Below are 21,315 nucleotides of genomic sequence, written 5' to 3' on the forward strand. Positions count from 1 at the left end.
CCTTTCTGAAAACTGATCGAAAGCAGGGGGATCGGAGTTTACCTAAAAAGTTTTCCTTATTTCACCTATAAGTAAACATTTACCCTTGGATAACAAGGCTCCCTCAGGCAGCACAGGGCTCACAGAGCTCCTGGGCCAACATGGCCTCGGTGGCGGCCACCTCTGCGATCGCCCCCTGCACCACCTGAGACACCGACTGACCGGCCCCATGCTGACGCAGCCAGCGCTGGGCTTCGTTGCCCTCCCGCAAAATTTTCTTCACCGGACTTAGGAAACAGCTAATGCCGTTGGCTTTGGCAACGGGCCACACCTCGTCGTAGAGCTGCTGCACCCAATGCCGAGCCAAAATGGGGCGGCCATTTTGCCAGTGACGCAGTTCGGCCTCTAGGCTGTGCCTGGCCACGGCGGCTTCGTTGGCGTCGGTGAGGGCGACGAGGTCACCATTGCGGCTGGTTTCAGGCAGCTCGCTCAGGGTCAGCGGATCCAGCTCAGGATTTTGGATGAGCTGAATCAGCCGGGCCTCGAGCAGGGCCGCAACGGCCAGCAGCGCGATCGGGTCGCTAATCAGATCGCAGATCCGCAGCTCAAGCCGGTTGAGATTGTAGGGACGGCGATCGCCGTTGGGCCGCACCGCCGACCACAGGTGGCGCACGTTTTGCATGGTGCCTGCGGCCAGCTGCGCCTCCATCCACTGGATGTGGTGGGCGTGGCTGGTGAACAGCGGCACCAGGGGCGGGGTTTTGGGGAACACCTGCCAGCGGCTGGAGTGGGAGCCCGTGGCCTGACCGCCCAGAAACGGGGATGAGGCGGTCAGGGCCAGATACAGGGGCGCTTCGACCCGCACCAGGCGGCAGGCACGCATGAGCATCTCTGGATCCGAGATGCCAATGTTAATGTGAACACTGGCGGTGACCACGGTGGTGCCGTAGGTCTGCTCGATATAGCTGTGGTAGGGGTTGCTGGGATCGGATCGATAAAAGCGATCGGTTGGCCCCAAAGCGAGGGTGCTGCCGGGTATCAGAGTGTAGTTGCCCAACCCCTTGAGATAGCGGCGCAGCTCGTGGCGAGGGCGGACTAGCTCGCACAGCAGTTTTTCGTACTGACACAGCGGGGGAGTCGTGTATTCGACGTTGCGGCTGTCGGGCTCGCGCACGAAACCATTGAGATCGGCCACGATGCGATCGGAAAGACCGACGATTTCTCCGGCGGGGGTGCCGGTGTACATCTCAATTTCAAACCCTTTAGACAGCAGCACGGCATTCCTCGCTGGAGACAGCACACTATATATAGATTCAATTGTCGAGTTTTACCTCATCCTATGGGCAGCCTGTAGCCCTTCATGGCAAATTGCTCAGGACCACAGGCTGCTAGGGCCACAGGCTGCTAGGGCAACGATGCCGTAGCCAGGGCGATCGCGCGGTTGGCCGCAAAGGCCCGGGCAATGGTGTCGCAGCGCTCGTTGCCCACATCGCCCGAATGGCCGCGCACGTAGACCCACTGGAGGGGGCGATCGAGGGTTTGATTGACCTCGGTGGTCAAGGCATCCAAAACCTCCCACAGGTCGCGGTTGAGGACCGGCTTTTTGGCCGAGTTCACCCAGCCCCGCCGCTTCCAGCCGGCAATCCACTGGGTGATGCCCTTGAGCACGTACTCGCTATCGGTATGCAGGGTGACAGGCTGGGTCTGGCCGCTATCGCGCAGCAGGGTCAGACCTGCGATCGCAGCCTGCATTTCCATCCGGTTGTTGGTGGTTTGGGCCTCGCCGCCGCCCAGCTCATGCACGCCGCCCTCGGCCAGGTACAGCACGGTTCCCCAGCCGCCGGGGCCAGGATTGCCGGAGCAGGCTCCGTCTGTATAGATTCGCTCAATAATTGCCATTTGAATTATAAAATCCTCAAAAATTGCGGATTAGCCCGTGACGGATTCTTTGACCGGGGGGGCATGCTAACCCTAAGACCAGATTTTCCCGCCTAGACACCATATATCCTAAACGCCATATATCCGGTCATGGGCAGGGTGCACCTACCTTCGTCACGGCTATCCTACCGGTGAAGTTGACCCCATGATGCTACGCGAACTTGAAGCCTTTGAAGCCTGCTGGCTAGATCTTAAAGATGTTTACCCCACCAGCGGTCAGGACAATATGCTGATTGCCCACGCCATGGGGCAACTGGTGGATTTAACGGCCAAACCGGCCCAGGTGGAGCAGGATCTGCCCGATCACCTGAAAATTTTGTTTCGGCGGCTGGCTCTGGCCTACTTTCAGGGCTACATTTCTATCCCTGGGAGACAGCTGGCCGCCAAACTAGGGCGCTTGCCTGGGGTTCCGCCCACGCCCCACGGCGAGCTTCGGCAGCGGCAGGATATTTCCACTGCCGTGGACCAGATCAAAGCCCTGGCCCGCAAAAAACAGGCTCGCCTCTGCCAGAAGCGGGGGTTGACCGCCTCTTGCGCCCTTTCTGAGCTAGAAACTCTGGTGATTGAGTTTCCAGAGCACTGGCAGCCAGCGACCTAGGGCGACTGGCCTGGCCCTGGCCCGGCGGGGCGGCGATCGAGGTATCGTAGTGCTATGGCCTACGAACCCTTGCACCACAAGTACCGCCCCCAGACCTTTGGCGCTCTGGTGGGGCAAGATGCGATCGCCACCACCCTGGCCAACGCCCTGCGTCAGCGGCGCATTGCCCCGGCCTATCTATTCTGTGGCCCGCGGGGCACGGGCAAAACCTCCAGCGCCCGCATTTTGGCAAAGTCGCTCAACTGCATCGCCCAGGATCACCCCACCCCAGAGCCCTGCGGCCTCTGTGAAACCTGCCGCTCTATCACCAACGGCTCGGCCCTCGACTTTATTGAGATCGACGCCGCCAGCAATACCGGCGTCGACAACATTCGCGAACTGATTGAGCGCGCCCAGTTTGCCCCGGTGCAGTGCCGCTACAAGGTCTACGTGATTGACGAGTGTCACATGCTCAGCACGGCGGCCTTTAATGCCCTGCTCAAAACCCTGGAAGAGCCGCCCAGCAGTGTGGTTTTCATCCTGGCCACGACGGATCCTCAGCGGGTGCTGCCCACCATCATTTCGCGCTGCCAGCGGTTTGACTATCGGCGCATACCCCTGGAGCCCATGATTGGCCACCTGCGCAAAATCGCCGACCTAGAAGATATCGCCATTGACGATGAAGCGCTGCGCCTGGTGGGCCAGGTTTCCCAGGGGGGCCTGCGCGATGCCCAAAGTCTGCTCGACCAGCTCAGTCTCCTAGAGCCGCCCATCGGTGCCGATGCGGTGTGGGATCTGGTTGGGGCCGTGCCCGAGCGCGATCTGCTGGCCCTGGTGCAGGCTATTCTCAGCGATGACGGCAGCGCCGTCCTCGACGGTGCCCGCAAGCTGATGGATAGAGGCCGAGAACCGCTGATTGTGCTGCAAAACCTGGCCGGGTTCTACCGCGATTTGCTGATTGCCAAAACGGCGGGCGATCGCCACGATCTGGTGGCAATCACCCCCCCCACCTGGGCCGATATGCAGGGGCTGGTGGAAACCCTAGATCCAGCGCTTTTTTTGCTGGGACAGCAGCATCTGCGCACCGCCGAAGTGCAGGTTAAAAACACCACCCAGCCTCGCCTCTGGCTAGAAGTGACGCTGCTGGGGCTGCTGCCGTCAGCAGTTGAGTCACAGCTATTGACCACGACAACAAAGAATACGACCAAGAAGAATTTCGGGGAAGATCAGAAAAATAATAAACCTTCCTTACTTATACCAACACGTGTTAATGCTCAAAACAGCAACTCACCTCAAGAATTGAGCACAGAGATTGAAAAGCAAGGCAACGAAACAAATTCTCAAAAAATTCAATCCAAAAATGATTCGAAGCATCTTCAGGCATCTAAAGAAGGCATAAAAGACCTGTCAAAAAATAATATTTTATGGGATCCTAATGACCTTGATCTTCAAAACCTATGGGCAAAGGTCCTAGATGCTATCGAATTCTATGGTGCCAAGACCTTGTTCTCGCAATACGGCTGCCTTTTAGGATTTGATGGGGAAACTGCTCGCGTAGGAATTCTTTCACAATGGTATCCAACCACGAAAGAACAAAGACTTAAGTTTATTGAAGAGGCCTTCAAAAAGGTTAATGAAAAAAGCATTAGAATTAGTTTAGAGGCTATTTCTGAACAACAGAGGCAGCTTTCTTCTCACCAAAATCAACTTAATAACGATCTGGAAAAGCCCTCTAATAGTCAAACAGGTCAGATTTCAGCTTTAAGAGAGCAAGCCCTTGACTCCTTAAATAATACTGCTGACACCCCTAGAACGTTAGGCAGTCTTAGAAAAGAAGATATAGCCAGTTCTGAAGCTGTAAAAAAGGGGCTTGAAGATGTAATAGAGTTAAACCCTCAGGGGCAGCCAGAGTCTTCTATCGGATCTCGCCCGCCATATTCTAATTCCTTACCTGAAATTGATGGTGAAATAGATCGGGTTGTCAAAAACTTTGCTCAGTTCTTCAACGGCCAAGTGGTTAATCTTGGCGATGATTTGAGTGCTGACCCAAACAAATCAACAATTCAGCTCTCCGATGCTGCTGCTAAGCAACCCTCTCACCCCGATGATGATGTACCTTTTTAGCTACTCGATAAACTAAAGAATGGGATCCGCAGGAAATCGAGCAAGCTAGTTAAGTCAGTAGACCTAGTAATCAGTACACCGATCATGGCGTAACAGGCTTTCCAGCAATTCAGGACTACGTTTAGTTCGGCTCACCTACTTAACCAAAGGTGCCGCCGTTCCAGCCCCACATGGCACCGGGGGCGTCGGCAAACTCAATATAGGTGCGGTTTTTGGGTACACCGAGGGCGGTTTCGAGCTGGGCACAAAACTCCTGACTCATGGCGCGGGTTTTGGCTCCGCCCATGGGGCCCACGCTTTTAATTTCGACATAGCACACCGGATCGGTGGTGCCGCCGAAGGTCATTGGCACTCCGGCCTCAAAGGCCGTCATGACGTAGGACTCGGGCTTGCCCAGGTGGGTGGCCAAACTGGCGGAAAGCTGCTTCAGTAGCCCTTCGACCTCGGCGCGATCGGGAGAAGCGATCGAGGTCTGAACTTTGATCAGAGGCATAGTACCGGAATGGGTAAAGGAATGTAGAAACAGCGGGGAGTTTCGTAGAGCAGCATTGGCGGTGTGCTATAGCTGTGGCCAGTCTGGTTAAGACAAGTCGCCTATGAACGTCTAAACGTTTGAACGTTCATAGGGTTTCTGGATGTCCTAACCAACGTGACTGTGGCTATAAAAGAGGGCAGCCCTGGGAGGGGATTGGCAAGCTTCAAATCCAAAACAAAACGGTTCATTCACCCATCTACCCCCCACGCATTTAGCCGCCGTAGTTCCAGCCGGTGCTCTCTAGCAGCAGGGGTTCGCCTTCGCGGTGGATGGCAGCACCCACGACCTCGCCAACGAATACGGTGTGGTCGCCGTGCTCTACCGTGCCAACCACCCGGCATTCCACATAGCCCAGGGTGTCTTTGATAATGGGGCAGCCGGTTTCGGGACCGGGGTAAAACTCGATGTCTTCAAACTTGTTGCCCATCCGGCGCAGGGGCTTGAAGAAATTTTGGGCCAGCTCTTTCTGACCTGCCTCTAGAAAGCTGAGGGCAAATACGCCGCTGGCTTTGACCATGGCGTGGGACGTGGAGTCGTTTTTGACGCAGTTCACGACCAGGGGAGGCTGAAAGGACGCCTGCATTACCCAGCTAGCGGTGAAGCCATTGAGATCGTCGCCATCCTTGACACCGCAGATGTAGAGACCGTGGGGAATCTTGCGCAAAAGCGTTTTCTTAGCTTGTTCGTCTAGCACACCATACCTGTAGAACGCATCGCTAGGGTAAGTGTAGTACAGCGATCGCCCCCTACCTCTACCCAATTAGATATAGAAAAGGCGCACCGCAGTGCGCCCTGGACTAATGCGATGCGCTTAGCGCTACTTGTTGGGCTGGGGGGTCATGCGCAGGTAGGGCTTGATTTCGGTGACGCCCTTGGGGAATCGCTGCTTGGCTTCTTCAGTGGGAATGGTGGGGGACACTACCACATCTTCACCATCTTTCCAGTCGACGGGGGTGGCGACGCTGTAGTTGTCGGTGAGCTGTAGCGAGTCCAGCACTCGCAGAATTTCGGCAAAGTTGCGTCCGGTGCTGGGCGGATAGGTGATGGTTAACCGCAGCTTTTTGCTGGGATCAATCACGAACACGCTGCGCACGGTCACCTTAGCGTTGGCATTGGGGTGAATCATGCCGTAGAGGTCAGAGACCTTTTTGTCGTCGTCGGCGATGATGGGATAGTTGACGGTCACACCCTGGGTTTCGTTAATGTCGCCAATCCAGCCCTGGTGGGAATCGGCGCTGTCTACGCTGAGGGCAATGACCTTAGCGCCACGCTTGTCAAACTCGGGCTTAAGCTTGGCTACGCTGCCCAGCTCGGTGGTGCAGACGGGGGTGTAGTCGGCGGGGTGAGAAAACAGCACCACCCAGCTATCGCCAGCCCAGCTGTAAAAATCAATTTCGCCCTCGCTCGTTTGCTGGGTGAAGTTAGGTACCTGATCGCCAAGTTGAAGCGCCATCTCAAATCTCCGTTTAATCTCGACAGGTTGAATAATTATTGCTCAGCGTTCACCTTGCTATTCTCCCATAAACCCCGGTATTCCGGTCGGAGTTTAGAGGATTATCTTAAGGATTGTATCGTATGTCTTCCTTGGCGGAACTCATCCACTAAGGGCCCTACAGATTCAGCATCTGCGGCCCAGAAAACCCCAAAAAGAAGACACCCAGAAAACCCAGGTGCCCGATTAAGCCCGATTTAAGGTGGCCGTCTAACATCGCTAAAGACAATCGCTGCCCGGCCCCTAGCCGGACGCTTACACCTGACGATTAAATCTGGCGGTCAAAGACTTTTGGCGCATAGCCACTGCACCCATCGCAAGGGCCCATTGGGTTGATGGCACAGCGCAGGTAGGGCGATCGCGCGTTGAGGTCGCAGGTAATGTCGCCAATCATATAGCCCATGCCGTCGACATAGTGCAGGTCGGCATTGCCATCGAGCAGTTTGAACATGCTCTGGCCTAATGCCGTTGGCGTGACCGCAGCGCTGCTGCATTTTTCGTCTTGGTCTGCCCGAATGCTCATCCACGCAGAGACGATGGCGGGGGTAAGACCAATGACAAAGATCAAAACGATAACGAGCATGAACCTGACGCAAGAAACTAGCAAAGTCATCTTAACCTGGCGGCCTGGCAGCACCGGCCCAGACCACAGAGGATTGGTACGTACCGTTGCGTTACTTAGTCTTTCGCAATATTGGCAATTCCGCTGCGCCACCACAGGAGTAGACTGCGGCACAAGTGTGATGACTATTGTCAATCGCGGGAAAGCAGGGGAGCTAGGGAGTCAAGCGAGCTGGAATAGTCGGCATAGTTCAGCCTTCGAGGACTAGCTGAACCAGATTGCTGAACCAGGGGTAGTGAGGCTAAATATTCTGACGATATTGACGAAAACATCTCGTTGACGAAACAGCAGTTAGAAAGTTCCCAGGCCTGGCGTCTTTTTGATAAATTTGCGGTTGAACCCCAAAAAAGAGCGGACTTTGGCCCAGTTCTCGACCAGAAGAGGGGTGTTTATTCATGACCTGAACAAGGTCCTGAACTTTTCAGAACTTTCATGTATTGGCGGAATCGGTTCTATGACCGATTATCAAAACATCCTGTAGACTCGCGTGTGCTCCAAAGCTAAGACCGGGTAGGGCCACAGGACATTGTGGAGGTTCGCTCCTCAGTGATAGCGCCTTACCCGGCTTTTTATTTTTAAACGCCCAGAGCTATCGACCGCACCCAGACCCGCTAATGCTCGAAGGCTGAACTATACCCGCCATTTCAGAGCGCTTGGCTCCCTAGCTTCCCTGCCCCCGGCTTTTGGAAACAGTACCTAAACTTCCGCCTCAGAGCATTAGTCCTAGCCCTGGAGCCAGTTGCGACCGTAGATCCTCATCAACTACCTGTATTCTGAAGCTGTCAGAGTTATCAGAATGGGTTGCAATGACTGCCAAGACTGCTAAGTCACCCTCTTTGCTCATTAAGCTGCTAGCGCTGAAAAAAATGCTGTTTGGCGGGCTGATGCTGCTCGTTTCAGTCATAACCAGTCTTGGCTGGGGCTACCACGATCAGATTGTCGCCTTTGCCAACGATTACCTGCTCAATGCCGAGTATGGTCTGGTGCGTTGGGTGATTGAACACTTAGCCCATGCGTCTCCCCAGGTGCTAGGTAAAATTGCTGCTCTTACAGGGGTTTATGGCCTGCTGATTGAGAGTGCAGCCATAGGACTATGGCTGGGGATGACCTGGGCAGAGCCCTTGTTTATTGCACTGGTAGCGGCACTGCTGCCGCTGGAGGGGTATGAGATTCTACATCACCTTTCCCTTAGCAAACTGCTGCTTTTTGTGATCAATCTGGCCATTGTGCTGGTTTTGATCAATCACTGGCTAGGGGGCAAAAGGCGCGATCGCCAGCAACTCTCAACCCCATAACCCTGCGCTACGCTCTTATCGTCGCCGCGACGCTCTCATACAGCGTCAGGCTCGGCCGCTAGGGCATAAATTTGCAGCCACTCCTCCACGACGTAGGGGGCCACGACTAGCGTAGCCGTGGTCTGCCTAGCCAGGGGCACGACCAGGGTGAGGGGGCCTGGTCGCTGAATGCGACTCAAAATTACGCCGACATCGTACTGCGCTACGTTTTCCGGCAGTTCCTGAGTCTGTGGATCCATCGACGGCGGCGCTGTCCACTGGGTGGCCGTGCCGGTCAGCACCAATAAATTGCCCTGGCGATCGACCAGTCCCTGGCCCGGAAACCCCACAAGCCGTAGATATACGCCCTGCAAATGCCCTTGCACATAGCGCTTGAAGACCGTTGCCTGCCAGGCGGTGTCGTTTTGGTCGCGCAGACTCTGGCGCGAGCGATGGGTGGTCTGCCCCGGCTGCTCGTGGTAGGTGTGCACCGAGGCGATCGCTGGCTCAGCCAGGGCCAGCAGCAGCAGACAGCCCAAAATTAGGGCCAAGATCGTGAGCCGCAGGGGGCGCCAGAGGTGAGACATGGGCAGGGCAAGGAGATGGAGAACTCGGGAGGGGATGGGGCAGGGGAGAACAGCCGGATTTGCCGATGGCTTCCTTAACCCCTGATCTCAATTATCCCGCGATCGCCCGATCTCTTCATCGTCTACAGCTGGCTCATCTGGTCCAGCGTCTGCCGGTATCCAGCGGCCTCTCCCTGCTGGAGGAAGAGCTGGGCTGCTTGCTCAAAGTCGCGGCGAGCGCCGGCATCGTCCCCCAGGCGAGCGCGCACGACGCCCCGGTTATAGAACATCTCCGGATCGGCGCTGTTGGGAGCACTGACAATGGCCTGGGTAAGGTCCTGGTAGGCATTTTGGGACTGGTTGACCTGGAGGTAGGCCGCCCCTCGGGCCGAGTAGGCCTCTAAGTAGTTGGGCTGCACCGCCAGGGCCTGGGTGTAGTCGTCGATCGCGCCAAAGACATCGCCCGTGGCCAGGCGAGCGTCGCCCCGAGCCTTAAAGGCGGTGGCATAGGCCGGATCGAGGAGCAGGGCCTCGCTGTAGTCGGCGATCGCAGCGGTCGCATCCCCCGATTGCAGCAGCGCATCAGCCCTTTGCTTGTAGGCCACTGAGGAGTCGGGGTTGAGCTGAAGCACGCGGGCAAAGTCTTGCTCGGCCCCAGGCAGGTTATCCTGGGCGGCGCGAATGGTGCCCCGGCTCATGTAGGCCTCTGTCAGGCTGGGGTCTAGCTCAATGGCGCGATCGAGGTCTTGCAGAGCCCGGCCCGGCCGCCCCTGGCGATAGAACACGTAGCTGCGGTTGAGGTAGGCCTTGGCCATGTCGGGAGCCAGTCGCACAGCCTGGTTGAGGTCGTCAAGGGCGGCGTCGTAGAGACCCAGGTGGTAGTAGGACACCCCGCGCCCCATGTGGGCCTTGGGCAGGTCGCCCTGGAGATCAAGGGCGTGGCTAAAGTCGGCCACCGCATCGCTGTAGTTTTTCACCTGGTCGAGGGAGAAGCCCCTCAGCACGTAGGCCGAAGGATTGTTGGGGTCTAGCTCAATGGCGGTGGAAAAGTCTTCTAGAGCCAGATCGTGGCGCCCCTGCTGGGCATCGATCAGACCTCGATAGAGGTAGGCGTTGACCGCGTCGGGGTTAGCTTCTAGCGTCGCATTAAAATCGTTCTCCGCCTCGCTGGGGTTGCCCTGGCGGTAGTAAACGCTGCCTCGGGCAAAGAGCATGCTGGCATTGCCTGGGTCCAACGTCAGCGCCTGGTTGAGGTCGGCCAGGGCCTGGTCGTAGTTATCCTGGTCGGCGTAGATCAGGCCCCGGTACAGGTAGGCATCGGCCAGGTCAGGATTTTTCTCCAGGGCCATGTTAAAGGCTTCGAGGGCCGCTTCGTAGTCGCCGCTGTTGTAGCGCTCAACCCCCAGGTTGTAGGAGGCGGTGGCCGTTGGGCCGGGGTCCGCTGCTGCCGCCGGGTCTGTGGCCGAGTCGGGGGTAGCCTCTGGCTCGGCGATCGCAGGCTCCATCGCATCTTCCCCGGCACCCTCTGCGGCGGGCATGGTCATGTCGGTCTCGGTGCTAGGGGTCTGGGCGTAGCCCCCCGGCGTCACTCCGGCTACCAATCCCAGGCCCAGCAGCACAGCTAAATAACGCAATTTCATGACTTCCCCTCCACCGACGATGTTTGCAGATTGAGTAGATTGGTGCCGCCCCTCGGCAGGGGCTACTGTCAGAATACCCACCTACGTTTCTAGCGCTAATGCCCTGGCGCTAATGATAGGTCAGCTTATTTAGGTTGGAAGACGGGTTTAGAGAGTTTTTTTTAGAATCGTAAGATACCCCGTTTGAGTCTGACCTTTAAACCTGACCACAGGAAGCCTGACCACATGAGAGGAGAGGAAATGGCGATCGCGCGCTGGGCGACTGGTATTCTGCTGGGGCTGCTGCTCTGGCTCGGGCTGGGACACTATGCCTCGGCCCAGAGCGAAGCCCGGCTAGAGTCGCGTTTGAACCGCGTAGAATCGGAGCTTAGCCGATTGAGAACTCAGTTTAGACAGGTAGAATCTCAGCTGGCCATACCCGATCGCCCCGCCCCAGACCCGCCTGCGATCGCCCCATCCCTGGGGGAGCCTTCCCTAGACGAGCAATTCGACAACCTGGCGACCCTGGCGATCGAACTCAAGCAGCGGGTCAGACAGCTCGAAACTCGGGTGACGCAGCTGGAGAGCGCGGCTGCCCAACCGTGAATCTGGCTCAATTGGCCGACTTGCGGCGATCGCGTCAGGGCTCCTGACGCGTCCTGATCATCTTGGCGATGGCGATCGCTGTCTGTCCAGATGATTGTGGCAAGATAGCATCGGTGTTTGACGGTACCCCGCTGTGATTTGGATTGACTGGGCGATTGTGGTCGCCTACATGGCATTTAGCCTGGGTTTGGGCCTGTATCTTTCCCGCCGGGCGACGGGCGGGCTGGTAGATTTTTTTGTCTCGGGGCGATCGCTGCCCTGGTGGCTGGCGGGTACCAGCATGGCCGCCACGACCTTTTCTATCGATACGCCGCTGTACATCGCTGGCGTGGTCGGCACCCGAGGCATTGCTGGCAACTGGGAATGGTGGAGCTTTGGCATCGCCCACGTGGTGATGATCTACGTTTTTGCGCGGCTGTGGCGGCGCGCTGAAATCATCACCGATGCCGAGCTTACAGAACTGCGCTACGGCGGCGCTACGGCGGCCTGGCTGCGGGGGAGTAAGGCCTTTTTGTTTGCGGTGCCGATCAACTGCATCGGCATTGGCTACGCCATGCTAGCCATGGTCAAAGTCATCGATGCCCTGCAAATTTGGCAGTCGGTGGGTATCGAGCCGGGGGAAAGCCTGAAGCTGCTCAGCGTGATTGGCGTCAGCGTTCTGGTCCTCCTCTACGCCGGGTTCTCGGGGCTGTGGGGAGTGGTGGCGACGGACTTTTTCCAGTTCTTTTTGGCGCTGCTGGGGGCAATCATTGTCGCGGTGGTGGCGGTGATTAACCTGGGCGGCATGGCCAGCCTGATTGACCAGGTAAGGGCCACAGGCGGCACCGACCTACTGGCGTTTGTGCCCCTAGAGCGGGGACCGGGCGGCTGGTACCGCTGGAGCGAAACCGCGGGCATCAGCGTCAGCACCTTTTTGGCCTACGTGACCCTACAGTGGTGGGCCTTTCGCCGCAGCGACGGCGGCGGCGAGTTCATTCAGCGCCTGGCCGCCTCCAAGGACGAGGCCGAGGCCGAAAAGGCGGCCTGGTTTTTCAACATTTTGCACTACGTGGTACGCACCTGGCCCTGGGTGATTGTGGCCCTGGCGGCGGTGGTCATTTACCCCACTCTGGAAGATCGGGAGCTGGGCTACCCGATGCTGATGCTCGATTTTTTGCCGCCGGTGCTGCTGGGGCTGGTGGTAGCCTCGCTGATTGCCGCGTTTATGAGCACGGTTTCAACGCTGATTAACTGGGGCGCGTCGTACCTCACCAATGACCTGTACGCCCGGTTTATGCGGCCTGAGGCGTCCCAGGCGGAGCTGTTGCTGGCGGGGCGACTGGCCTCGGTGGTGGTAACCGGCATGGGCGCGATCGCCGCCTTTTACTCCCAGGATGTAGCTACGGTGTTTCGGCTGGTCATTGCGATCGGCACTGGGCCAGGTCTGGTGCTAATTTTGCGCTGGTTTTGGTGGCGCATCAATGCTGCCGCCGAGCTGGCCTCCATGCTGGCGGGCTTTTTGGTTGGGCTGGTCACCAGCGTCGTCCCCATTCTCAAGATTGACGACTTTGGCCTGCGGCTGCTGACGACCACTGCTATTACCACCGCGATTTGGGTCACGACCATGCTGCTCACCGCCCCCGAAAGCGACGCCACGCTGGATGCCTTCTACAGTAAAGTGCGTCCCGGCGGCCCCGGCTGGGAACGACAGCGACAGCGCACCGGCCTCTGGCCTGCCCAGTCCCTGGGCCGCGACCTGCTCAGAGCAGGCTTTGCCCTGCTGCTGCTGCTGGGGGCCATGCTCGGAGTCGGTGGATTTTTGCTCTACCAACCGCTGACCGGATGGTTTTGGCTAGTGGTCGCAGTGGTGGGCTGGGCTGGCCTCCGCCGCATGGGCAAAACCGTGCTGCCTGCGCCGCGACCGGGGCTGGAGGATCCGCCGGGGTAGGGGGAGTGGGGGAGATGGGGGAGTGGGAGAGTGGGGGAGATGAGGAGTGGGGGAGATGAGGAGTGGGGTAAGGCCCTTAGTTTCTCGTTATTCGCAAAGCCGAGATTTACATAAAATTCTGACTACTCCCTATAGTTGGCTTCCCCACATTCTCCATCCTCCCCACCTTCCTCACCCTCCCCATCCTCACCACCTTCTCCACCCACACGCACTCCGTGTAAGATGAGAGCATTGGTTACATCCCTTTACACGCGATCGCCCTATGTCGTTTTTTCGGTCTTACATTGCGCCCCTGCTGATTGTGCTGATCTTCGCGGTGGCAATGCTGGCGGTGAGTGCCCGCATTTTTTTGCCCAGCGACATGATGGCCCCCGCGCCGATTGAAGAACCGATATCGTCGCTGCGTTCTCTGCCCACAGCCCACAGTGATGGGGTGATGCCAGAACTGTCGGAACTCATCCATGGACCCGAGGGCGATCGCGTTTCGGGATAGCCCGGCGGGGTCAGGATTTAAGCCAGTACTCTGAGGCGGAAGTTTAGGGACTATTTTTGCGAGCCAGGGAGCAGGGGGGCTAGGGAGCCAAGCGCGTCAAAGCGGTGGATATATTTTATCCTTCGATTATTTATTCAATCAATGCTCAAGCACCTACGGCAGAGCCCCTGAAAGAGCTTTCTTTCAGGGGTTCAAAATGTAACCTCAATTCAACTTTTTGCCTGTAACTCGACAAATTGCCAGAGGTAAATACAGTAGTAGGGCAAGATGTCTTTAAATCGATTCGGACACAGCAGCACTTTGACTGATTAACTTGAGATTTTTCCTCAAGAAAGTTCCGATGAAATAGAGATGTTTAAATGCCGTCGTAAAGAAACCATCGCGTGGGGTTTATAGCGTCTCTGGGCATTTCTTGCAGAGCTCTCTATCAGTTATAGCGAGGAAATATCAACAACCGAGTAAAGTGCTGCTGGTATTTGACGAAATAGATTCAGACGTTAAATCGATAACGTACCTCCCATTAAAAGGACTGAACTATTCGATCTGTCAGGGAGAAAATCACGGTTTTGTCTCAGGTGATTCACTTCCTTATCTATTAAGATACTCCTCTAGGTTTGGGATGGCTAGGGATGATAACAAAGTTTATGGTTTGGTTAATCATTGCTCTCCCAGCGGTGGAAAATTAGCTAAAAACCTGGGGTTTAGCCTGATCTGAATCGGCCAAAACGCCTGGAGCTAGGGCCGTGACGACGATATTACAGGGCCGCTCAGGCGCTACTATTGATAGGCGGCTGTCGCACCGGTGATGGCCCATCGATTTAAGACAGCGGCAAGGATAAGGAGCGATCGCAGTGGCGCAGATAAAACAGATCACAGGAGCCGGCATTTCCCTCAGCGGCAATGACATCGATACCGATCGCATTATTCCGGCTCGCTTTCTCAAGTGCGTAACCTTCGACGGGCTGGGTGAGCAGGTGTTTGCCGACGACCGGGCGGCCCTGAAAGGCCGCCATCCCTTCGATCAGCCCCAGTACCAGGGGGCGACGGTTTTGGTGGTAAACCGCAACTTTGGCTGCGGTTCGTCGCGGGAGCACGCCCCCCAGGCGATCGCCCGCTGGGGCATTCAGGCGGTCTTGGGCGAAAGCTTTGCGGAAATTTTCTTTGGCAACTGCGTCGCGATCGGCATTCCCTGCCTGACGGCCACCTCTGACGTTATTGCTCAGGTGCAGGGGCTGCTGGAGGCCGATCCATCTATTTCAATAACGCTCGATCTGACGACTCAGACAGTGGCGTTTGGGGGCCAAACCGCCGCCGTGTCGATGCCCGAAGGGGTGCGTCAGGCGTTTTTAGCGGGTACCTGGGATGCCTGCGGCCAGCTGGTGGCCAACGCTGAGGCCATTCGCGCCACGGCAGCAGCCCTCCCCTATGTGGCCTGGTAGGGCACAGCATTACCCCATAGATTTGCAACACCCTGTGGATTTTGCCGCAAAATTAGGCACTCTCTAGGGAGATCCCTCACTCCCAGCCTGGGCTGCTGCTATGGTTTCATCCGCTGTGCGATCGCTTACTCCCTGGTTGCAGTCAGACCTGGCTTCGCTGCCGGGCGCAACGGCGTCTACCCTGGGCAATACAGTGTGTCGCATGGCTCCCCTCGCCATTGAGCGACCGGCGCTGGGTCGAGTTCCCGTCGTGGCGGCGGCGCTGGAGCAGCTGGTGGTGCAGACTATGGCGCTGCGATCGCCCACCGGGGGCTGGCCCGCCGACCTACCCCAAACCCCAGAAAATCTCGCCCCCTACCTCAGCGAAGAGGCGTGGGAATTGCTGGATACACTAGAGACAGCCAGGGGGACCCTGCCCTCGCCCCCTTCACCAGCACTCGCGCCGATTGCAGCGCTGGTACCGCATCTGCTGTGGATGCTGGCCAGCGGCGGCTACGAAATCATGCGGCTGATCGAAGGAGTACAGGCCCGAGTCTCCGCCCCCAGAAACCAGGGGGACGTCCACATTGTGCGCCTGGTGCCGCTCCTTGTGCTCGTCGTAGACGACGTCAGCTATGCCCTCGACCTGGTCACCCAGGCCGACCCAGTCCCGCCGCTTTACCTGCCCGAAGCCACCGAAATTTGCCTCCTAGAGAATGATTTAGATGCACGGCCCTGGCGCTGCGGCGATCTGCTGGAAAAAGTGGCCAATTTGATTACCTACACCCAGCCCGGACTTGCCGAGCTGCTAGGCGCTGGCTGTGCGATCGAGGCGCTGCGACCGTTTCAACCCTGGCAGCCTGCCACCCTGCACCTGCACCTGCACTTGGCCGAAATGGAGACCCAGGTCTATCCCCAGCCGCCCTACGGCAGCAAAGGCAGCGCCAGCGCCGAGATGTTGTATTTGTCGCCCAAAGGGGAGAATGGTTCTGGGGTAGCCCCCTCTGGTTTCACCCTCGATGATTTTGCCAGCACCCTGGCCGAAAACCCCGGCGATGCCACTGCCGGGGTGTTAGGAGACTGGCTTACGTTTACCGACGAAAGCTGGATTCAGAGTTTGCTGAGTACCTACGCCCAGCAGGTAATCGCCCAAAATCTTCCAGCTTTGGCCGTTGGCAGCGGAGAGAGTAACCCACCCCCAGGAGGGCCGAACCAGGGCGAGGCGTTCTGTAGCCTTGTCACCTGCGCCGCCACCGATTTGGTCCAGGGCATCAACGGTCTGTTTAAGCACACCTTTGTGCACGAGCCAGTGCTGGTAGCCGATGCTTGGCCCCGGCTGCGGTGGTACCTCGCCCAAAGCTCAGAGCGAGTCATGCAGCTGATGGGCGGGGTTTCAGTCCAGGTGCTGCCCCCCGGCCTGAGCTGGCAACAGGGCAGCCTTTACCTGCGCCCGCTGATGCAGATCACCACCGCCCACCGCAGCTGGATTATTGATCTCAGCCGAGGACGCCTCTTGCCCACCAGCCCCCAGGCCCTGCCCGCTGATGCCGCCGTAGACATAGCCGACAATCCCTGGCGCACCCCGCTCACGGTAGCTGAGCTGACCGCCCTGATCGATCGCGACCTCAGTACCTATACTCCAGCCATGGCCAGTCTGCGCCAGGGCACCCCTATTAACCTGCACCGACTGGATGGCGAAGCAGGCTGTCAGCCGGGGCAGCTCACCCTGGACTGGTGCTTTACCCTCCAAACTACGCTGTAGAAAATCTCAGGCAGAACATCTATAGCCTTCGTCACGTTAGTTAGGACATTGAGAGACGTTGGAGACATCGAGAACGCTCAAACGCTCGAACGCTGGCTCTGAGAAATGTCCTAACCTACCCATCGGCTGCCATAGATAGGCAAGGCCGGGATAAGCACAGCCCTGTAGCGCTTGCGGCTTTTGGGGGCGTAAGTTTTGTGGCATTTTCTGGAAGGAAAGCGCCGCGTCCAGGGCCAGATCGCCTAGAGTGAGATCGACCATGGCGCATCCAAAAGGCGTTTGATACCGTGTCTCCAGAGTTGATTCCAGGGCCTATCTACCTGTACAGCATTTGCCCTCGCCCCCAGCAACCCCTGACATTACCCCTAGGGCTAGCGGAGCCTACCCAGCTGATTGCCGTAGACGACATTGCCGCCGTCGTTGAAACCAGCGTCGATCTAGAGTCTCTGCAAACCGATGAGCCTCGACTGCTGAATGCAGTGCTCAGCCACGATCGCGTCATCTGCGAGTTGTTTCAGCACACGCCATTGCTGCCGCTGCGGTTTGGCACCCAGATTGCCTCCCTCGACCATCTCAAGACTCACCTGGCTAACCAGGGGGCCGACTATGCCGCCAAGCTCAAGATCTTGGCCCCCAAAGCCGAGTACCAGCTTAAGCTAATCGCCAACGAGGTTGGGCTGCCCCCCCTGGCAGAAGGGCTTACCGGGCGCGACTATTTTTTGGCCAAAAAGCAGCGTTTACAGGACCAGGCCGCCGCCCAGGAACAGCAGCAGCAGGAACTTAACCGGGTGCTGGACCATCTCTATAGCGCCTATGGCGACTGCATTGAGGCCGATAGCCCCGATGGAGAGGCGCGGGTCTATATCCTGGTCGATCGCGAAGAGGAGCGTTTGCCCCAGCGGCTGGAGGAGTGGCGATCGCAGGCTCCCCACTGGACCCTCATCCTCAGCGAGGCGCTGCCCCCCTATCACTTTGTCTAGCGATTTTGGATTTTAGATTGGAGGTTTCCCTAGCCCCCCCAATCCAAAATCCAAAATCGTCAAGGCCCGATCTTGAACTCAGGGTAGGCCTCCATCGCGTGCTCGCCCAGATCCAGGCCCTGAATTTCTTCGGCTTCAGAAACCCGGATACCTATCGTAGCCCGCAGCAACAGCCAGCACAGCAGGCTGAAGGTTACTGTAAAGGCGCCTACGGCAGCAACGCCCAAAAGCTGTATCAGCAGTTGCTGAATGCCGCCTCCCATCAGGAGTCCTGCCCCAGGCCCGGCCCCCTGACCGTACCAGGAGAAAACGCCAGGGGTAACGCTAAACAGCCCCAGGGCGAGGGTGCCCCACACGCCACACACCAGGTGCACCGAAACCGCCCCCACCGGGTCATCAATTTTGAACGCATCGAGCAGGGTGACCGAGAAGACCACAATGACCCCGGCCACCAGACCAATCAGCGCGGCGCTGCCCAGATTGACAAACGCGCAGGGGGCCGTAATCGCCACCAGCCCGGCCAGCACGCCGTTGATAATCATCGACAGGTCGGGTTTGCTGAGATAGATCCAGGAGGTGACCGTGGCGGCCAGGCCCCCGAGGGCGGCGGCAGTATTGGTTGTCACCACAATGTGGCTGATGGCAAAGGGGTCAGCCGCCATGGTCGAACCGGGATTAAAGCCAAACCAGCCCAGCCATAGAATCAGACAGCCCAAAGCTGAGATGCTCAGGTTGTGCCCCGGCATGGCCACCGGGCGCGACTGAAAGCGCCCCCGCCGTGGACCCAGTAAAATAGCCCCAATAAGGGCGGCCCAGCCCCCGACGGAATGCACGACCGTAGACCCGGCAAAGTCGTAAAAGCCCAGGCTAGAGAGCATGCCGCCGCCCCAAATCCAGTGGCCGGTAATGGGATACGAAATCCCCACCAGCAGCAGGCTGAAGACAAAAAAGGCCAAAAACTTAATTCGCTCGGCCACGGCCCCAGAGACAATGGTGGCCGCCGTACCCGCAAAAGCCAGCTGAAAGAAAAACTTAGCGTTGAGCGGTATTCCCGTCCAGGCCAGGGCGCTAAAGGTGCCCCGATAGGCCTCGTTGGTGGCAGGGCTGTTGTCGGCCCCTTGCAGCAAAAACCCAGAGAAGCCGAACAGAAGGTTGCCGTCGCCAAACATGATGCCAAAGCCCACCACCCAAAAGGCCAGAGTTGACAGGCCAAACACAATCAGGTTTTTGGCCAGCAGGTTGACGGCATTTTTGCTGCGGCAAAACCCGGTTTCGAGCATGCAGAAGCCAGCGTTCATAAAGAAGACTAGAAACGCAGTCACCAGCACCCAGACCGTATCAATGGCCACCTTGAGATCGGCAGTGCTGGTTGCTTGGGCCAGGGCGGCAGGGCAGAGAATCAGCAAAATTCCCAGGGAAAGCCAGGGCACGTAGCGCCATTGTCCCGCCGACTTGCGAAGGGAATGGACAGGCTGCTTTGAGACCATTTCCTGCGGCTGCAACATCATTTTGGCGTGTCTCCCAACTAGCTTTCTCTTATAAGCCCATAGGTTGCCACGAATTACTGTTAATGGTGCAAGTTTTTATACCACCAAAAGATTAGGATTAGTCTTCCTCAGGCTCGTAGGTGGAGGCGATGGAGAGTTCCTCCAGCTGGGCTGCGTCGACCGGCGATGGGGCCTGGGTGAGCAGGCAGCGGGCCTGCTGGGTTTTGGGGAAGGCGATCGCATCTCGAATCGACTCCTCGCCCGCCATCAGCATGACGATGCGGTCGAGCCCGTAGGCGATGCCGCCGTGGGGCGGGGTGCCGTACTCAAACGCCTCCAGCAAAAAGCCAAACTTGTCGCGGGCCTCCTGCTCCGATAGACCAATGGTTTCAAACACCTGGCTCTGCACCTCGGGCTGGTAGATGCGGAGGCTGCCGCCGCCAATTTCGTAGCCGTTGAGCACGATGTCGTAGGCGATCGCGCGGGCAGTCTTGAGGTCGTCGATGTCGTCAGGATTGGGCGCAGTGAAGGGATGGTGCAGGGCTTCGAGGCGCTGCTGGTCGGCGTTCCACTCGAACATAGGGAAGTCGGTCACCCACAGCAGGTTGAGCGCGTCTGCGGGGATCAGGTCCATTTCGCGGGCGATCGCCTGGCGCAAGCGATCCAGCGTGGCATTCACCATGGCAGTTGGCCCCGCCCCAAACAGCAACAGCGTGCCGTCGGTAGCCCCAGTGCGGCGCAGCAGTTCCGCCATTTGCTCGGCATTCAGGTTGTCTTTGATTGCGCCAATGGTGTCTACCGCACCGTCGGCCCGTACCCGCACGTAGGCCAGGCCCTTGGCCCCAGCATCGGCAGCAATCTTAAACAGGTCGCCGCCGGGCTTAATCCGCACGTTGGAGATCTGGTCGTTACCGCTGGGAATCGGCAGCACCTTGACGATGCCGCCATCGGCTACCGCGCCGGAAAACACCTTAAAGCCGCAGTCGCGTACCAGGTCAGACACATCCACCAGCTCCAGGCCGTAGCGGGTGTCGGGCTTGTCGCAGCCGTAGCGATCCATCGCCTCGGCGTAGGTCAGGCGGGGGAAGGGGCGAGGGATATCAACGCCCTTGACTTCCTTAAAGATGTGGGCCACCAGGGCTTCATTTAGCGCCAGGATCTCGTCCTGGGTCATGAAGCTCATTTCCATGTCGAGCTGGGTGAACTCGGGCTGGCGATCGGCCCGCAAATCTTCGTCGCGGAAGCAGCGGGCAATTTGGTAGTAGCGATCGACCCCCGACACCATCAGCAGCTGCTTGAAAAGCTGGGGCGACTGGGGCAGGGCGTAAAATTCGCCAGGGTTGACCCGCGAGGGCACCAGATAGTCCCGCGCGCCCTCGGGAGTCGAGCGGGTAAGAATGGGAGTTTCGACTTCAAAGAAGCCCTCTTGATCTTCTAAAAAGCGACGAATGGCCTTGGTGACTTCGTGGCGAATGCGCAGGTTCTGGGCCATCCGCTCCCGCCGCAGGTCTAAATATCGATAGCGCAGGCGCAAGTCTTCGCGCACGGTTTCTGAGTCGGCGGTGGAGACCTGGAAGGGCAGCGGCTTGCGCACTGCGTTCAATAGCTCAATGGTGTCGGCGTAGATCTCAATCTCGCCGGTAGGCAGCTTGGGGTTCACAGAACCCTCCTGGCGCTGGCTGACCCGGCCCTCGATTTTGACCACGTACTCGTTGCGCAGCGGGTCGGCCTGGGGATAGGAGGCCGGAGTGCGTTCGGGATCGCTGACAATTTGCACGACGCCAGTGCGATCGCGCAGATCAATAAAAATAACGCCCCCATGGTCGCGGCGGCGGTCTACCCAGCCGAACAGAGTAACGGTGCTGCCAATGTCGCTGGCCCGCAGAGTGCCGCAGTAGTGGGTGCGCATAGTGAAC

The 21,315-nt window shown here is 58.0% G+C and carries 19 protein-coding genes; 9 read left to right on the plus strand and 10 right to left on the minus strand.

Annotated features, from left to right (window positions below):
• Positions 1–103: 103 nt before the first annotated feature.
• Both gshA and rnhA read right to left on the minus strand, forming a co-directional pair.
• Positions 104–1,255 (minus strand): glutamate--cysteine ligase, encoded by a 1,152-nt coding sequence (gshA, locus tag LEPTO7104_RS0108030; RefSeq protein WP_017298043.1) that lies wholly within the window; start codon positions 1,253–1,255, stop codon positions 104–106.
• A 128-nt stretch (positions 1,256–1,383) separates the two neighbouring features.
• Positions 1,384–1,878, minus strand: a complete 495-nt coding sequence (gene rnhA / locus LEPTO7104_RS0108035; RefSeq protein WP_017298044.1) for a ribonuclease HI — start codon at positions 1,876–1,878, stop codon at positions 1,384–1,386.
• Between the two features lie 184 nt (positions 1,879–2,062).
• On the opposite strand from rnhA, the gene LEPTO7104_RS0108040 reads away from it, so the two are divergent.
• Complete coding sequence (locus tag LEPTO7104_RS0108040; RefSeq protein ID WP_017298045.1) at positions 2,063–2,515, plus strand: hypothetical protein; 453 nt, start codon at positions 2,063–2,065, stop codon at positions 2,513–2,515.
• A 54-nt stretch (positions 2,516–2,569) separates the two neighbouring features.
• Complete coding sequence (locus LEPTO7104_RS0108045; protein ID WP_017298046.1) at positions 2,570–4,618, plus strand: DNA polymerase III subunit gamma/tau; 2,049 nt, start codon at positions 2,570–2,572, stop codon at positions 4,616–4,618.
• Between the two features lie 139 nt (positions 4,619–4,757).
• Here LEPTO7104_RS0108045 and LEPTO7104_RS0108050 read toward each other — a convergent pair whose 3' ends face one another.
• From LEPTO7104_RS0108050 to LEPTO7104_RS0108070, 4 genes are all read right to left on the minus strand, one after another.
• Positions 4,758–5,111, minus strand: coding sequence for a phenylpyruvate tautomerase MIF-related protein (locus LEPTO7104_RS0108050; protein ID WP_017298047.1), 354 nt, complete (start codon positions 5,109–5,111; stop codon positions 4,758–4,760).
• A gap of 253 nt (positions 5,112–5,364) precedes the next feature.
• Positions 5,365–5,847: a flavin reductase family protein gene (locus tag LEPTO7104_RS0108055; RefSeq protein WP_017298048.1), complete on the minus strand. Its 483-nt coding sequence runs from the start codon at positions 5,845–5,847 to the stop codon at positions 5,365–5,367.
• A 123-nt stretch (positions 5,848–5,970) separates the two neighbouring features.
• Complete coding sequence (locus LEPTO7104_RS0108060; protein WP_017298049.1) at positions 5,971–6,606, minus strand: peroxiredoxin; 636 nt, start codon at positions 6,604–6,606, stop codon at positions 5,971–5,973.
• A gap of 307 nt (positions 6,607–6,913) precedes the next feature.
• A complete protein-coding gene (locus LEPTO7104_RS0108070) occupies positions 6,914–7,228 on the minus strand; it encodes a DUF6464 family protein (RefSeq protein ID WP_017298051.1) in 315 nt (104 codons plus the stop codon).
• A gap of 722 nt (positions 7,229–7,950) precedes the next feature.
• On the opposite strand from LEPTO7104_RS0108070, the gene LEPTO7104_RS0108075 reads away from it, so the two are divergent.
• Positions 7,951–8,562: a DUF2127 domain-containing protein gene (locus LEPTO7104_RS0108075; protein ID WP_155523563.1), complete on the plus strand. Its 612-nt coding sequence runs from the start codon at positions 7,951–7,953 to the stop codon at positions 8,560–8,562.
• Between the two features lie 35 nt (positions 8,563–8,597).
• Here LEPTO7104_RS0108075 and LEPTO7104_RS0108080 read toward each other — a convergent pair whose 3' ends face one another.
• Both LEPTO7104_RS0108080 and LEPTO7104_RS0108085 read right to left on the minus strand, forming a co-directional pair.
• Entirely contained in the window at positions 8,598–9,128 is a 531-nt protein-coding gene (locus LEPTO7104_RS0108080) for a DUF3122 domain-containing protein (RefSeq protein WP_017298053.1), read from the minus strand.
• A gap of 122 nt (positions 9,129–9,250) precedes the next feature.
• Complete coding sequence (locus LEPTO7104_RS0108085) at positions 9,251–10,747, minus strand: tetratricopeptide repeat protein (protein WP_017298054.1); 1,497 nt, start codon at positions 10,745–10,747, stop codon at positions 9,251–9,253.
• Positions 10,748–10,972: 225 nt separating this feature from the next.
• Between LEPTO7104_RS0108085 and LEPTO7104_RS0108090 the strand changes: the two genes are divergently transcribed.
• From LEPTO7104_RS0108090 to LEPTO7104_RS0108125, 6 genes are all read left to right on the plus strand, one after another.
• The gene (locus LEPTO7104_RS0108090) at positions 10,973–11,332 is read left to right on the plus strand and encodes a hypothetical protein (RefSeq protein ID WP_017298055.1); all 360 of its coding nucleotides are present in this window, start codon (positions 10,973–10,975) and stop codon (positions 11,330–11,332) included.
• Between the two features lie 133 nt (positions 11,333–11,465).
• Complete coding sequence (locus LEPTO7104_RS0108095) at positions 11,466–13,259, plus strand: sodium:solute symporter family protein (protein ID WP_017298056.1); 1,794 nt, start codon at positions 11,466–11,468, stop codon at positions 13,257–13,259.
• A 262-nt stretch (positions 13,260–13,521) separates the two neighbouring features.
• On the plus strand, positions 13,522–13,752 hold the full coding sequence (locus LEPTO7104_RS33175; RefSeq protein WP_017298058.1) for a hypothetical protein: 231 nt from the start codon (positions 13,522–13,524) through the stop codon (positions 13,750–13,752).
• Between the two features lie 851 nt (positions 13,753–14,603).
• The gene (gene leuD / locus LEPTO7104_RS0108110; RefSeq protein WP_017298059.1) at positions 14,604–15,191 is read left to right on the plus strand and encodes a 3-isopropylmalate dehydratase small subunit; all 588 of its coding nucleotides are present in this window, start codon (positions 14,604–14,606) and stop codon (positions 15,189–15,191) included.
• Positions 15,192–15,291: 100 nt separating this feature from the next.
• A complete protein-coding gene (locus LEPTO7104_RS0108115; RefSeq protein WP_155523564.1) occupies positions 15,292–16,932 on the plus strand; it encodes a hypothetical protein in 1,641 nt (546 codons plus the stop codon).
• Between the two features lie 287 nt (positions 16,933–17,219).
• Positions 17,220–17,912, plus strand: coding sequence for a GvpL/GvpF family gas vesicle protein (locus LEPTO7104_RS0108125; protein WP_196358094.1), 693 nt, complete (start codon positions 17,220–17,222; stop codon positions 17,910–17,912).
• A gap of 59 nt (positions 17,913–17,971) precedes the next feature.
• Here LEPTO7104_RS0108125 and LEPTO7104_RS0108130 read toward each other — a convergent pair whose 3' ends face one another.
• Together LEPTO7104_RS0108130 and aspS are read right to left on the minus strand one after the other, a co-directional pair.
• Entirely contained in the window at positions 17,972–19,420 is a 1,449-nt protein-coding gene (locus tag LEPTO7104_RS0108130) for an ammonium transporter (RefSeq protein WP_017298063.1), read from the minus strand.
• A gap of 97 nt (positions 19,421–19,517) precedes the next feature.
• A complete protein-coding gene (gene aspS / locus LEPTO7104_RS0108135) occupies positions 19,518–21,308 on the minus strand; it encodes an aspartate--tRNA ligase (protein WP_017298064.1) in 1,791 nt (596 codons plus the stop codon).
• Between the last annotated feature and the right edge of the window lie 7 nt (positions 21,309–21,315).

Origin of the sequence: Nodosilinea nodulosa PCC 7104, assembly GCF_000309385.1 — a bacterium.
GTDB lineage: Bacteria > Cyanobacteriota > Cyanobacteriia > Phormidesmidales > Phormidesmidaceae > Nodosilinea > Nodosilinea nodulosa.

What these genes read in the sequence shown, in the direction of transcription:
- LEPTO7104_RS0108090 (WP_017298055.1), top strand. Translation starts at nt 10,973, where the DNA reads ATGAGAGGAGAGGAAATGGCGATCGCGCGCTGGGCGACTGGTATTCTG.
- LEPTO7104_RS0108045 (WP_017298046.1), top strand. Translation starts at nt 2,570, where the DNA reads ATGGCCTACGAACCCTTGCACCACAAGTACCGCCCCCAGACCTTTGGC.
- LEPTO7104_RS33175 (WP_017298058.1), top strand. Translation starts at nt 13,522, where the DNA reads ATGTCGTTTTTTCGGTCTTACATTGCGCCCCTGCTGATTGTGCTGATC.
- LEPTO7104_RS0108080 (WP_017298053.1), bottom strand. Translation starts at nt 9,128, where the DNA reads ATGTCTCACCTCTGGCGCCCCCTGCGGCTCACGATCTTGGCCCTAATT.
- LEPTO7104_RS0108115 (WP_155523564.1), top strand. Translation starts at nt 15,292, where the DNA reads ATGGTTTCATCCGCTGTGCGATCGCTTACTCCCTGGTTGCAGTCAGAC.
- LEPTO7104_RS0108085 (WP_017298054.1), bottom strand. Translation starts at nt 10,747, where the DNA reads ATGAAATTGCGTTATTTAGCTGTGCTGCTGGGCCTGGGATTGGTAGCC.
- LEPTO7104_RS0108040 (WP_017298045.1), top strand. Translation starts at nt 2,063, where the DNA reads ATGATGCTACGCGAACTTGAAGCCTTTGAAGCCTGCTGGCTAGATCTT.
- rnhA (WP_017298044.1), bottom strand. Translation starts at nt 1,878, where the DNA reads ATGGCAATTATTGAGCGAATCTATACAGACGGAGCCTGCTCCGGCAAT.
- LEPTO7104_RS0108050 (WP_017298047.1), bottom strand. Translation starts at nt 5,111, where the DNA reads ATGCCTCTGATCAAAGTTCAGACCTCGATCGCTTCTCCCGATCGCGCC.
- LEPTO7104_RS0108070 (WP_017298051.1), bottom strand. Translation starts at nt 7,228, where the DNA reads ATGCTCGTTATCGTTTTGATCTTTGTCATTGGTCTTACCCCCGCCATC.
- LEPTO7104_RS0108060 (WP_017298049.1), bottom strand. Translation starts at nt 6,606, where the DNA reads ATGGCGCTTCAACTTGGCGATCAGGTACCTAACTTCACCCAGCAAACG.
- aspS (WP_017298064.1), bottom strand. Translation starts at nt 21,308, where the DNA reads ATGCGCACCCACTACTGCGGCACTCTGCGGGCCAGCGACATTGGCAGC.
- LEPTO7104_RS0108130 (WP_017298063.1), bottom strand. Translation starts at nt 19,420, where the DNA reads ATGATGTTGCAGCCGCAGGAAATGGTCTCAAAGCAGCCTGTCCATTCC.